The 13815-nt window shown below is 58.5% G+C and carries 9 protein-coding genes; 2 read left to right on the top strand and 7 right to left on the bottom strand.

Translation table 11 applies throughout. The annotated features are described in order from the left end of the window. Positions 1–28 precede the first annotated feature (28 nt). From glgP to asd, 6 genes are all read right to left on the bottom strand, one after another. Positions 29–2476: a glycogen phosphorylase gene (glgP, locus tag I6L58_RS14355; protein WP_006177911.1), complete on the bottom strand. Its 2448-nt coding sequence runs from the start codon at positions 2474–2476 to the stop codon at positions 29–31. An 18-nt stretch (positions 2477–2494) separates the two neighbouring features. Continuing rightward, entirely contained in the window at positions 2495–3928 is a 1434-nt protein-coding gene (gene glgA / locus I6L58_RS14350; RefSeq protein WP_058609496.1) for a glycogen synthase GlgA, read from the bottom strand. Then, positions 3928–5223 carry a glucose-1-phosphate adenylyltransferase gene (glgC, locus tag I6L58_RS14345; protein WP_042321638.1) on the bottom strand — a complete coding sequence of 432 codons (1296 nt, stop codon included), beginning with the start codon at positions 5221–5223 and terminating at the stop codon, positions 3928–3930. Before glgC ends, glgA begins: the two co-directional genes overlap by 1 nt. Next, entirely contained in the window at positions 5216–7213 is a 1998-nt protein-coding gene (gene glgX, locus I6L58_RS14340) for a glycogen debranching protein GlgX (RefSeq protein WP_088209232.1), read from the bottom strand. The genes glgC and glgX overlap by 8 nt, the downstream gene beginning before the upstream one ends. Continuing rightward, positions 7210–9396: a 1,4-alpha-glucan branching enzyme gene (glgB, locus tag I6L58_RS14335; RefSeq protein WP_042321641.1), complete on the bottom strand. Its 2187-nt coding sequence runs from the start codon at positions 9394–9396 to the stop codon at positions 7210–7212. Before glgB ends, glgX begins: the two co-directional genes overlap by 4 nt. A 241-nt stretch (positions 9397–9637) precedes the next feature. Continuing rightward, the gene (gene asd, locus I6L58_RS14330) at positions 9638–10741 is read right to left on the bottom strand and encodes an aspartate-semialdehyde dehydrogenase (RefSeq protein ID WP_006177916.1); all 1104 of its coding nucleotides are present in this window, start codon (positions 10739–10741) and stop codon (positions 9638–9640) included. 178 nt (positions 10742–10919) lie between these two features. Here asd and yhgN point away from each other — a divergent pair, with 178 nt between their 5' ends. Both yhgN and I6L58_RS14320 read left to right on the top strand, forming a co-directional pair. Beyond that, positions 10920–11513 carry an NAAT family transporter YhgN gene (gene yhgN / locus I6L58_RS14325; protein ID WP_003861574.1) on the top strand — a complete coding sequence of 198 codons (594 nt, stop codon included), beginning with the start codon at positions 10920–10922 and terminating at the stop codon, positions 11511–11513. A gap of 361 nt (positions 11514–11874) precedes the next feature. Next, the gene (locus I6L58_RS14320) at positions 11875–12321 is read left to right on the top strand and encodes a hypothetical protein (protein WP_088209233.1); all 447 of its coding nucleotides are present in this window, start codon (positions 11875–11877) and stop codon (positions 12319–12321) included. Positions 12322–12472: 151 nt separating this feature from the next. Here I6L58_RS14320 and gntU read toward each other — a convergent pair whose 3' ends face one another. Next, complete coding sequence (gntU, locus tag I6L58_RS14315; RefSeq protein WP_088209234.1) at positions 12473–13813, bottom strand: gluconate transporter; 1341 nt, start codon at positions 13811–13813, stop codon at positions 12473–12475. Positions 13814–13815 lie beyond the last annotated feature (2 nt).

The following is a 13815-nucleotide window of genomic DNA, read 5'->3' as shown; positions in this document are numbered from 1 at the left end:
TAAGGCGGAGCCGCCACCCGGCTTTGTTTTACAACCGCACCGGATCAATATGCCAGATGGTGTCGGCATACTCCTTGATGGTTCTGTCCGACGAGAAATATCCCATGTTGGCGATGTTATGCATCGCGGCGCTGGTCCACTTCTCCTGCTGACGATACAGATCGTCCACTTTATCCTGGCAATCCACGTAGCTGCGGTAATCCGCCAGCACCTGATAGTGGTCGCCGAAGTTAATCAGCGAATCCACCAGGTCACGGTAGCGGCCCGGCTCGTCAGGGTTAAAGAGACCGGTCGCGATTTGCGTCAGCACCTGGCGCAGCTCCTCGTCCTGCTCGTAATACTCACGCGGCTGGTAGCCTTGCCTGCGCAGCGCCTCCACCTCTTCCGTGGTGTTACCGAAGATAAAGATATTCTCCGCGCCCACATGCTCCAGCATCTCGACGTTGGCACCGTCCAGCGTGCCGATGGTCAGCGCGCCGTTCAGGGCAAACTTCATGTTACTGGTCCCGGAAGCCTCCGTTCCCGCCGTGGAAATCTGCTCGGAGAGATCCGCCGCCGGAATGATCATCTGCGCCAGGCTCACGCTGTAGTTGGGGATAAAGACCACCTTCAGCTTGTCGCCAATGACCGGATCGGTGTTGATCACCTTCGCCACATCATTGATAAGATGAATAATGTGCTTCGCCATGTAATACGCCGACGCGGCTTTACCGGCGAAGATTTTCACGCGCGGCACCCAGTCGGCGGTGGGATCCGCCTTGATGCGGTTGTAGTGGGTGATGACGTGCAGCACGTTCATCAGCTGACGTTTGTATTCGTGGATACGCTTGATTTGAACGTCGAACAGCGCCTTCGGATTAGCCACAACGTTCAGGTGCATAGCCAGCCAGACCGACAGACGCTTCTTGTTCAGCAGCTTCGCTTCGCGCACCGCTTTGTTCACCGTCGGAAAATCGATGTGCTGCTCTAACTCGCTCAGCTGGCTCAAATCGGTGCGCCAGGTGCGGCCAATGTTCTGGTCCAGCACGCCGGATAACGGATGGTTCGCCAGCGCCAGCCAGCGCCGCGGCGTTACGCCGTTGGTCACGTTGCAGAAGCGCGTCGGGAAGATTTTGGCAAAATCAGCAAACAGCGACTGCACCATCAGGTTCGAGTGCAGCTCGGACACCCCGTTGACCTTGTGGCTGATCACCACCGCCAGCCAGGCCATGCGCACGCGGCGACCGTTGGACTCATCGATGATCGACGCGCGGCTCAGCAGGCCGGTGTCGTTCGGATACTGCTCCTGCAACGTCTTCAGGAAGTAGTCGTTAATCTCGAAGATGATCTGCAGATGGCGCGGCAGGATTTTACCGAGCATGTCCACCGGCCAGGTCTCCAGCGCTTCGCTCATCAGCGTATGGTTGGTGTAGGAGAACACCTGGCAGGTCACCTCGAACGCCTCGTCCCAGCTGAACTTATGTTCGTCAATCAGCAGACGCATCAGCTCAGGAATCGACAGCACCGGATGGGTGTCGTTGAGGTGAATCGCGATTTTATCCGCAAGGTTGGCGTAGGTTTTGTGCAGCTGATGGTGACGGCTGAGGATGTCCTGGATCGTCGAAGAAACGAGGAAATATTCCTGACGCAGGCGCAGCTCACGCCCCGAGTAGGTTGAGTCGTCCGGATAGAGCACGCGGGACACGTTCTCGGAGTGGTTTTTATCTTCCACTGCTGCGAAGTAGTCGCCCTGGTTGAACTTACCGAGGTTGATCTCGCTACTCGCCTGGGCGCTCCACAGGCGCAGCGTGTTGGTGGCATCGGTATCGTAGCCGGGGATGATCTGGTCATAGGCCACGGCGAGGATCTCTTCGGTTTCGACCCAGCGGGAGCGTTTACCCTCCTGCTGAATACGTCCGCCGAAGCGCACCTTGTAGCGCGTGTTGTGGCGTTTGAACTCCCACGGGTTGCCGTACTCCAGCCAGTAGTCCGGGGACTCCTTCTGACGCCCGTCAACGATGTTCTGTTTGAACATCCCGTAGTCATAGCGAATGCCGTAGCCGCGCCCCGGCAGCGCCAGGGTCGCCAGCGAGTCGAGGAAGCAGGCGGCAAGGCGCCCCAGGCCGCCGTTGCCGAGGCCGGGGTCGTTCTCTTCGTCGATCAGCTCTTCCAGGTCCAGCCCCATCTCTTCGAGCGCGTTTTTCACGTCTTCATAGATACCGAGCGACAGCAGCGCGTTAGACAGGGTACGGCCAATCAAAAATTCCATCGACAGGTAGTAAACCTGCCGCGTTTCCTGCGAAAGCTGAGCGCGGTTGGAGCGCAGCCAGCGTTCGACCATGCGGTCACGCACGGCAAACAGCGTGGCGTTCAGCCACTCGTGTTTGTTGGCGATAACCGGATCTTTCCCGATGGTGAACATCAGCTTATAGGCGATGGAGTGCTTTAACGCCTCAACGCTGAGTGTCGGTGAAGAGTAGCTAAAAGGAGCGTTCATATCTGTCACTTCGCCTCGTTACATCAAGCGTTTATAAAGGTCGCGGTATGACTGCGCCGCCACGTGCCAGCTAAAGTCCATGGACATCGCCTGACGTTGCACATAGCGCCACAGGGATGGCCGGGACCACAAGACGAACGCACGTCGAATGGCGCGCAGCAGCGACCAGGCATTACTGTCTTCAAACACAAACCCGCTGGCGATGCCGTCCGCCAGGTTCTCCAGAGAGCTGTCGGAAACCGTGTCCGCCAGCCCGCCGGTGCGACGCACCAGCGGCAGCGTGCCGTATTTCAGGCCATAGAGCTGCGTCAGGCCGCAAGGCTCGAAGCGGCTCGGCACCAGAATAACGTCCGCGCCGCCCATGATGCGGTGTGAGAACGCTTCGTGATAGCCAATCTGCACGCCCACCTGACCGGGGTGTTCCGCCGCAGCGGCCAGGAAGCCCTCCTGCAGAACCGGATCGCCCGCGCCGAGCAGCGCCAGCTGGCCGCCCTGCTCCAGCAGCCCCGGCAGCGCTTCCAGCACCAGATCCAGCCCTTTCTGGCTGGTCAGGCGGCTTACCACCGCAAACAGCGGCACTTTGTCGTTAACCTTCAGCCCCATCGCGATTTGCAGCTGGCGCTTGTTCTCCGCCTTGTCTTCCACCGAATCGCGGTTGTAGCGGGACGTCAGCAGCAGGTCGGTTTCCGGGCTCCAGATCTTCTCATCAACGCCGTTGAGAATGCCCGAAAGACGGCCCTCACGGTGGCGTTGGCTCAGCAAGCCTTCCAGGCCATAGCCAAACTGCGCCTCGGTGATTTCTCGGGCATAGGTTGGGCTTACCGCCGTAATGTGGTCGGCGTAGTACACGCCCGCCTTCAGGAAGGAGATCTGCCCGTTAAACTCCAGACCGTGCATGTTATAGAACGACCATGGCAGATCGATGTCATCCATATGTTGGGCATAGTACATGCCCTGATACGCCAGGTTATGGACGGTAAACACCGATTTCGCCGGACGTCCACGCGCCGCCAGATATGCAGGCGCGAGACCGGCATGCCAGTCGTGGGCGTGAACCACGTCCGGACGCCAGAACGGATCCAGCCCCGTCGCCATCTCCGCCCCGACCCAGCCGAGCAGCGCAAAGCGCAGCACGTTGTCGGTATAGGCGAACAGGTTGGTATCGTGATACGGGCTACCCGGTCTGTCATACAGATGCGGGGCGTCAATCATGTAGATCCCGACGCCGTTGTAGTGACCGAAGAGCAACGTGATGCGCCCGGCGAAGGTGTCGCGTCGCGTCACCACCTGAGCATCAGGGATCCCCCGTCGAATATCCGGGAAGGCAGGCAACAACACGCGAGCATCCGTTCCCACAGCAATCTGCGCTGCAGGTAACGCCCCAAGGACATCTGCCAACCCACCGGTTTTCAGCAGCGGGAACATCTCAGAACAGACATGTAAAACCTGCATTAGCGCTCCTGTTTGATCTGCAGTTTTCGCAGCATTTCGCGTGTGACCAACACGATCCCTTCTTCTGAGCGGTAGAACCGACGTGCATCTTCTTCCGCGTTTTCGCCTATCACCATGCCTTCGGGAATAACGCAGGCACGGTCAATAACACAGCGACGCAGGCGACATGAGCGCCCGACCCAGACATCCGGCAGCAGCACCGCCGAGTCAATATTACAGAACGAGTTCACGCGCACGCGCGGGAACAGCACCGACTGCACCACGACCGAGCCGGAGATAATGCACCCGCCAGAGACCAGCGAGTTCAGCGTCATCCCGTGGCTGCCGGAACGGTCCTGCACAAACTTCGCCGGCGGCAGGGATTCCATATGGGTACGGATCGGCCAGTTTTGGTCGTACATATCCAGCTCTGGCGTAACGGAAGCCAGATCCAGGTTCGCTTTCCAGTAGGCCTCTAAGGTTCCGACGTCGCGCCAGTACGGCTCGGAATTCGGGTCGGATTGCACGCAGGAGAGCGGGAAAGGATGCGCAAAGGCCATGCCAGCCCTGGTGATTTTCGGGATGATGTCTTTGCCGAAGTCGTGGCTCGAGTTTTCGTCATTGTCGTCTTCCTCCAGCAGCTCGTAGAGGTAGTCGGCATCAAAGATATAAATCCCCATGCTGGCGAGCGATTTGGTGTCGTCTCCCGGCATGGTCGGCGGATTCGCCGGTTTTTCAACAAAGTCGATGATCTTATCGTCAGCATCCACGTGCATCACGCCAAACGCCGTCGCCTCGGCAACGGGCACCGGCAGACACGCCACGGTGCAACGCGCCCCTTTTTCGACGTGGTCGATCAGCATGTGGGAGTAGTCTTGCTTGTAGATATGGTCCCCGGCGAGGATCACGATGTACTCCGCGCCGTAGCGGCGGATAATATCAAGGTTTTGCGTGACCGCATCCGCCGTGCCGCGATACCAGTTTTCACCGTGAACGCGCTGCTGCGCCGGAAGCAGATCGACAAACTCGTTCATCTCTTCGCTGAAGAAAGACCAGCCGCGCTGAATATGCTGCACCAGGGTGTGGGACTGGTACTGCGTGATCACGCCAATGCGGCGGATCCCGGAGTTAAGGCAGTTGGAGAGCGCAAAATCGATAATACGGAACTTACCACCAAAGTGAACGGCCGGTTTGGCGCGCTTGATGGTCAAATCTTTGAGACGTGTACCACGCCCACCCGCGAGTATCAGGGCAACCGTTTTTAAGGGGAGCTGGCGTGCCAACATCAACGGATCGTTCTTCTCTAATCTAACCATGACTAACTCCTTTTTTATCATCTTGGAATACGCACACTCCATGTGCAGGCCCGTGCCAGACAGCCATAACTACCGGATTGTCCGCTCCGGCAAAGGGGGGAATGGCGCGCCACTCTCCGTCAGGTAAAACAATCTCTGCGACGTCGTCCGTCGCGTTCAGCGCAATAAGCCATCTATCCGAAAGCAGGATTTGCAGGCGTGCTGCGCCGTGTTGCCACTCTTGTGCGCTTAAGGGCTGCGCATTCTGATTGAGCCAGCGAACGTTCCCGTCGCCCTCTTCCCACCAGCGGTCGGCGGTCAGGGCGGGGATCTGCTGGCGAAGGTGGATCAGCGCAGCGGTAAAATGGGTTAAGCCGCTGTTCGCTTCACGCCAGTCAAGCCAGGTTAAGGCGTTGTCCTGGCAGTAGGCATTGTTGTTACCGTGCTGGCTGTGACCGTGTTCATCACCCGCCAGCAGCATCGGCGTGCCCTGCGACAACAACAGCGTTGTCAGCAGCGCATGAACGCTGTCGCGTCGCCGCTCGATAACGTCAAGGCTACCGCCTAATCCTTCTATACCATGGTTAAAGCTATGGTTATTGTTAGTGCCATCGCGATTCTCTTCGCCGTTTGCCTCATTGTGTTTCTGATTGAAACAAACGCAGTCGCGCAGCGTAAAACCGTCGTGCGCCGTCACCAGGTTAATGGTGGCGGAGGGCAATTTGCCGTCGCGACGAAAGAGATCGCTTGAACCTGCAAACCGTCCGGCAAATTCACCGAGCGACAGATTTCGCTCCAGCCAGAAACGCCGTGCGGCATCGCGATAATGATCGTTCCACTCGGCAAACAGCGGCGGGAAATTGCCAACCTGATAGCCGCCCTCACCGATATCCCACGGCTCGGCAATCAGCTTCACCGTTGAGAGCACCGGACAGTTTCTGATGGCCTCAAACAGCGGCGCCTGCGGGCTGAACGCCGGCGTGCGCCCCATGACGGGGGCCAGGTCGAAACGGAAACCGTCGACGTGGAACGTCTCCACCCAGTACTTCAGGCATTCGTGCGCGAAATGCATTACCGCCGGATGGCTGAGGTTCAGGGTGTTACCGCAGCCGGTCCAGTTTTCGTAATCGCCATCGTCCCTGATCCAATAATAGCTACGGTTATCAATTCCGCGCAGGGAGAGCGTCGGGCCGTCGAGATCGCTCTCGGCGCTGTGGTTCAACACCACGTCCAGAATTACCTCAATGCCTGCCCGATGCAGCGCTTTCACCGCATCGCGAAATTCATCCCGTGCCTTTGCCGGATCGGCGGCATAGCGTGGGTCAAGCGCGAACATCGCCAGCGGGTTGTAGCCCCAGTAGTTGCTCAGCCCAAGGCGCTGCAGGCGCGGCTCGCTGGCGAAATGCGCCACCGGCAGCAGCTCCAGCGCAGTGATCCCAAGATGCTTCAGATAGCCAATCATCTCGGGATGGGCGAGCGCGCGGTAGGTGCCGCGGATCTCTTTGGGGATCGACGGATGCAGGTACGTCAGGCCTTTGACGTGGGCTTCGTAAATTACGGTGTTGCCCCACGGCGTACGTGGCGGCGCATCGTCTTCCCAGTCGTAGAGATCGTTAACCACCACGCTTTTGGGCGCGATCGGCGCGCTGTCGCGATGGTCGGGCTCGTCATAGCCGACGTGGAATATCGGGTCATCCTTAAACTCGCCGTCCACGCGGTGCGCACAGGGGTCAATCAGCAGCTTCGACGGGTTAAACCAGTGCCCCTGCGACGGGTCCCAGGGGCCATGCACGCGAAAACCGTAGTGCATACCGGCCCGTCCACCGGCCAGATAGCCGTGCCAGATATCGCCGGTGCGCGACGGCAGGTCGTAGCGGTGTTCGTTACCTTCACCGTCAAACAGGCAGAGTTCGACCCGCTCGGCGTGCGCAGAAAAGAGGGTGAAATTCACGCCCTTTACTTCGACGCTCGCGCCGAGCGGTTCGGGTTTACCTGCCGTGAGCTGCGTCATTCCCCCTCCCGGACCAGCCAGATGGTGGAGAGCGGCGGCAGCGTCAGGCTCAGCGAGTTCGGACGCCCGTGGCTTTCATGTTCATCGCTCTGCACCAGGCCGCCGTTTCCGGCGTTGCTGCCGTGATAGTGCATCGAGTCGGTGTTGAGGATTTCTCGCCATTTACCCGGCTGATTAATACCGAAGCGATAATGCTCGCGCGGCACCGGCGTGAAGTTGCTGGCGACGATGATTTCGTTGCCCGCCTTGTCGCGGCGCACGAAGACGAACACCGAGCGTTCGTGGTCGTCCACCACCAGCCATTCGAAACCGTACGGATCGAAGTCCAGCTCGTGCAGCGCCTTGTGGTGGCGGTAGGTCAGGTTGAGATCGCGCACCAGACGCTGAACGCCGTGGTGCCAGTTATCCCCGCCCTCCAGCAGATGCCAGTCCAGGCTGGTGTCGTGGTTCCACTCGCGGCCCTGCGCAAATTCGTTGCCCATGAACAGCAGCTTTTTACCGGGGAAGGCAAACAGCCAGCCGTAGTAGGCGCGCAGGTTGGCAAACTTCTGCCACGCGTCGCCCGGCATACGGTCGAGAATCGATTTTTTGCCGTGAACGACCTCATCGTGCGACAGGGGCAGCATGAAGTTTTCGGTGTAGTTGTAGAGCAGCCCGAAGGTGAGTTTATCGTGATGATGCTGACGGTAGATCGGGTCAAGCTTCATGTAGTCGAGCGTGTCGTGCATCCAGCCCAGGTTCCACTTGTACCAGAAGCCGAGGCCGCCCATCGACGGCGGACGGGAGACGCCGGGAAAATCGGTGGACTCTTCCGCCATGGTGACGGCCCCTTCAACCTGCTCGCCAAGAATGCGGTTGGTATTGCGCAGAAACTCAATGGCTTCGAGGTTCTCGCGCCCGCCGAATTCGTTCGGGATCCACTCGCCCTCTTTGCGGCTGTAGTCGCGATAGATCATCGACGCGACCGCATCGACGCGCAGGGCATCAATGCCGAAACGCTCGATCCAGTACAGGGCGTTGCCCACCAGGAAGTTGGTCACTTCGCGGCGACCATAGTTGTAGATAAGCGTGTTCCAGTCCTGGTGATAGCCTTCGCGCGGGTCGCTGTGCTCGTACAGCTTTGTGCCGTCGAAATCCGACAAACTGAATTCATCAGACGGGAAATGGCCCGGAACCCAATCGAGGATCACGTTCAGCCCGGCGGCGTGCGCGGCATTGATGAAATAGCGGAAGTCATCCCGCGTGCCGAAGCGGCGGGTCGGCGCATACAGCCCGGTAGGCTGGTAGCCCCAGCTGCCGTCGAACGGGTGCTCGTTAATCGGCAGCAGTTCCAGGTGGGTGAAGCCCATCCATTTGGCGTAAGGCACCAGCTGATCCGCCAGTTCGCGGTAGCTGAGCCAGAAGTTGTTATCGGTGTGGCGTCGCCAGGAGCCAAGATGCACTTCGTAGACCGATATAGGCGCATCAAAGCGGTTCGCCTGCTTGCGCTCTTCGCTTTGCACGATTTTTTCCGGCAGGCCGCAAATCATCGAGGCGGTGTCCGGGCGCATCTGCGCTTCGAAGGCGTACGGGTCGGCTTTAATGCGCAGCTTGCCGTTCGCGTCGATCAACTCAAATTTATAGAGCTGACCGTTGTGCGCACCGGGGATAAACAGCTCCCAGATGCCCGTTTCACGGCGCAGGCGCATCGGATGGCGACGACCATCCCAGTAGTTGAACTGCCCGACGACGGAGACGCGCTGAGCGTTAGGCGCCCAGACGGCAAACCGCGTGCCGGTGATGCCATCCATCGTGTCGGCGTGCGCGCCCAGCGTTTCATACGGACGCAGGTGGGTGCCTTCTGACAGCAGCCAGGCGTCCATCTCTTTGAGCAGCGGCCCAAAGCTGTAGGGATCGTCAATCAGGTTTTGCTGGCCGTGCCAGATGACGGCAAGCTGATAGCGAAAAGGGTTTTTACGGCGGGGCATCACCCCGGAGAAGAAACCGCGCGAGTCGAGACACTCCAGTTTCCCCACCTTGCGGCCGGTTTTGGGTTCAATCACCCATACTTCGGTGGCGTCTGGCAGCAGTGCACGGACTTCCAGTCCTGCCTCTGTACGGTGCATCCCCAGCACAGAAAAGGGGTCCGCAAAATGACCCGCAATAAGCGCATTAATCACGTCTCTCGAAATACGATCGGACATGGTGTTCATCCTGTTTTTTTTATGTCGCCCTTTTTACGCGCTCCGGGACGACTTTTGATGTGACCTTGAACGGTGCAGCACATCCTCTCTGCTCCGCCCTACCCTCAGGTGAGAAATAAATCTTCCTTAAAGCATAGCCAACGACGTGGTTCCTCCAGATAAAAAATAAGACATTGGCGTATTACTCCCTGTAGTACGCAAAAAAAAGGGGTGAAAATCACCCCTTGTAGTTAACAAATTATTACGCCAGCTGGCGCAACATGCGGCGTAGCGGCTCGGCGGCGCCCCACAAGAGCTGGTCTCCCACGGTGAACGCGGAGAGGAACTCCGGCCCCATGTTGAGCTTACGCAGACGGCCAACCGGCGTGGTGAGCGTGCCGGTGACGGCCGCCGGGGTCAGTTCGCGCATGGTGATGTCGCGATCGTTTGGCACCACTTTCGCCCACGGATTGTGCGCGGCCAGCAGTTCTTCCACGGTTGGAATGGACACATCTTTTTTCAGTTTAAGGGTGAATGCCTGGCTGTGGCAGCGCAGCGCGCCAACGCGCACGCACAGACCATCGACCGGGATCGCCGACGCGGTGTTGAGGATTTTGTTGGTTTCGGCCTGGCCTTTCCACTCTTCGCGGCTCTGGCCGTTATCCAGCTGTTTGTCAATCCACGGGATCAGGCTGCCCGCCAGCGGAACGCCGAAGTTATCAACCGGCAGGTCGCCGCTGCGGCTCAGCTGAGTGACTTTACGCTCGATATCCAGAATGGCCGATGCCGGGTCTGCCAGCTCGCCTGCGACGTGCTGATGCAGCTGGCCCATCTGCGCCAGCAGTTCACGCATATGACGCGCACCGCCGCCGGAGGCCGCCTGGTAGGTCGCCACGGACACCCACTCCACCAGGTCTTCTGCGAACAGGCCGCCCAGGGACATCAGCATCAGGCTGACGGTACAGTTACCGCCGACAAAGGTTTTCACGCCGTTGTTCAGGCCGCGCGTAATGACATCCTGGTTAACCGGATCGAGAATAATAATGGCGTCATCTTCCATACGCAGTGACGAGGCCGCGTCAATCCAGTAACCCTGCCAGCCGCTTTCACGCAGCTTTGGATAGATTTCGTTGGTATAATCGCCGCCCTGGCACGTGACAATAATGTCGAGCGCCTTCAGCGCTTCCAGGTCGTAAGCATCCTGCAACGTGCCTGTGGTACCCCCAAAGGACGGTGCAGCCTGGCCGAGCTGGGAAGTGGAGAAGAAGACCGGGCGAATGGCGTCGAAATCGCGCTCTTCCACCATGCGTTGCATGAGTACAGAGCCGACCATACCGCGCCAACCGATAAAACCAACGTTTTTCATAGCTATTATTTCCTGCTGAGGGTGTGTGCTGTTTGTGCAAACCAGTATTCAACTGGGATATGCTTCACATTACAAAATGCTGCCAAAGTCGCAAGCGAAATTAATCGATGATAGCCCTGCAATCAGAAAAGCAGCTAATCATGAGAATAACCATATAAACATTCAGGGATAACGCACCATGAGCGAAATCATTTCCGCCGCGGTTTTATTAATCTTAATTATGGATCCACTCGGCAACCTGCCCATCTTCATGTCGGTGCTGAAACACACCGAGCCGAAGCGTCGCCGGGCGATCATGATCCGCGAGCTGCTTATCGCGCTGCTGGTGATGTTTATCTTCCTGTTCGCCGGAGAAAAGATCCTCGCCTTCCTGAATTTACGCGCCGAAACGGTCTCGATTTCCGGCGGGATTATTCTGTTCCTGATCGCCATTAAGATGATTTTCCCCAGCGCCGAAGGCAGCAGCAGCGGCCTGCCAGCAGGTGAGGAGCCGTTTATCGTACCGCTCGCCATCCCGCTGGTGGCCGGACCGACAATTCTGGCCACGCTGATGCTGCTGTCGCATCAATATCCAAATCAGATGAGCCACCTGGTGATTGCCCTGCTGATCGCATGGGGCGGGACGTTCATCATCCTGCTTCAGTCGTCACTGTTCCTGCGCCTGCTGGGTGAGAAAGGGGTGAACGCCCTCGAACGCCTGATGGGGCTGATTCTGGTAATGATGGCAACACAGATGTTCCTGGACGGAATTCGGGCGTGGATGAAAGGTTAGGATGTTTGCTCCCTCTCCCTGTGGGAGAGGGGTGGGGTGAGGGCATCAGGCCGCACCATCAAAAATAATCCTTCGTTTTGCGAGCCGCCTTCCAGAGCCTCTCTTGCCACCCACTCGGCAAAGCAGTATCTTCTTGCCGCGCCTGCAAAATCAGGCGTCAGGGTTGGTCCCCTGTAATCCTCATCCGTGATAAAACGCTTTTTTATCGCGTGGCCAGTTACACCTCACTGGTGGGCTGGACGGTGGCGCCGTAAGGCGCGCCGGTAGCTGATGAGGCCGGTAGGACCAACGCCGTTCAGTCCGCCACCCGTGAGGTTGGTCCCTCCTGTGGCGGTCTCTTCAACTCATCAGAGGCAGTCATATAACTACTATCCCTGGCTTTTCTCACGCTTTATTCACCACCCCATTCGATCACACCACCGATTTCACCGCGCTGGCAGACAACTGCGAGCGATTCGTAGACGTACTGGTTGAATGTGAAAATCTGGCACATAAGATGGCGCTATGCGGACGGCTTTCCGCCTGCCTCGCCCTGCTCCAGTCCACGCTGCTTGAACCTGTTCCGGAACATTTAAAAGCAAGCCTGACGGTGGATGACCTACCGCTGGATATGCCGGTCTTCGAACCGGAAGTGGATCAGTTGGGGCGATACTGCCAACTGTTAACGCAATTGCTGTTGGCTCGCTCGCTATTGGGGAGTGATGAAAGGGTCGCAGGAGATTTGTTGCAGGATTTAGTGGGATTTTACAGTGATACGCTGAAAGCGCCGCGCTGGCTACGTACGATGGAAGGTACCGTGCCGCTGTAAAAAAGCCGGGTGGCGCTAGCGCTTACCCGGCCTATGATTCAGGGTTTTGTAGGTTGGGTAAGGCGAAGCCGCCACCCGACAAAAATACGACCTCTGCGGCTTGATGCCCTCACCCCGCCCCTCTCCCACAGGGAGAGGGAGAAAACAAACGTCAGCTCAACAACGAAAACGCAATCATCCCGACAATCGCGCCCGTGGTGCCGAGGATGGTTTCCATCAGCGTCCAGGTCTTGAGGGTTTGCGCTTCGGTCGCGCCGGTAAATTTACCGAACAGCCAGAAGCCGGCGTCGTTAACGTGAGACACCACGATAGACCCGCCCGCGATACAGATAGAGAGCGCCGCCATCTGCGCGCCAGAGTAGTTCAGCTGTTCAATCACCGGCATCACCAGACCTACCGCCGTTAAGCACGCCACGGTCGCAGAGCCCTGGATGATACGTACCGCAGCCGCCAGCACGAAGCAGGTCACTGCAATCGGCAGACCCATGCCCGTCAGCGCTTCGCCGAGCGCCGGGCCGACGCCGGAATCCACCAGCACCTGCTTGAACACCCCGCCTGCGCCGATCACCAGCAGGATAATCCCCGCAGGTTGCAGCGCCGCGCCGCAGACCTCCATCACCCTGTCTTTCGGCATGCCCTGACGCATCGCCAGACCGTAAATTGCCACCAGACACGCTACCAGGATCGCGGTGAAGGGGTGACCGATAAACTCAAACCACTCGTAGGAGGTAGAGCCTTCCGGCACGAAACGTGCGGCGATGGTTTTCAGGCCAACCAGCACCAGCGGGAGCAGGATCAGCGACAGGCTGAAGCCGAAGGACGGCATTTTGCCTTCGCCAAGGTGCGGCTCGGTGATGTCATCCGGAATGTGCAGCTCAACGTAGCGGCTGATGAAGTTACCCCACAGCGGCCCGGCGATAATCATCCCCGGGATGGCCGCGCACAGGCCGATCAGGATCATCCAGCCGAAGTCGGCGTGCATCTGGGAAGCCAGCAGCATTGGCGCAGGTCCCGGGAGCAGAAACGCCGCCGCTGCCGCCACGCCCGCAAACAGCGGAATGACCAGCTTCACGAGGTTAGTGCCGGTGTGGCGCGCCATCGAGAACGCTACGCTTATCAGCAGCACAACGGCTACCTCAAAAAACAGCGGCAGCGCGCAAATCAGGCCCGCCAGGCCAATCGCATAGTGCGCGCGGTTGTGGCCGAAGGATTTCAGCATTTTGACGGCAATCTGGTCGACCGCGCCCGTCTCGTGCAAAATCTTGCCGAACATCGCGCCCAACGCCACCACAATCGCCAGGAAGCCCAGCGTGCCGCCCATCCCTTTTTCCATCGTCGCGGCGATTTTATCGAGCGGCATACCGGAAAAGAGACCGGCGCCAATAGACACCACCATCAAAGCAACAAAGGCGTGCATACGCGCCTTCATCACCAAAAACAGCAGCAGCAATACCGAGCCTACGGCTGTCAAAACAAGCGTTAATGTACTCAAAA

The organism is Enterobacter cancerogenus (assembly GCF_019047785.1).
Classification (GTDB): Bacteria; Pseudomonadota; Gammaproteobacteria; order Enterobacterales; family Enterobacteriaceae; genus Enterobacter; species Enterobacter cancerogenus.
Note: the sequence above shows the minus strand (reverse complement) of the source record. Positions and strands in the feature narration are given on the sequence as shown.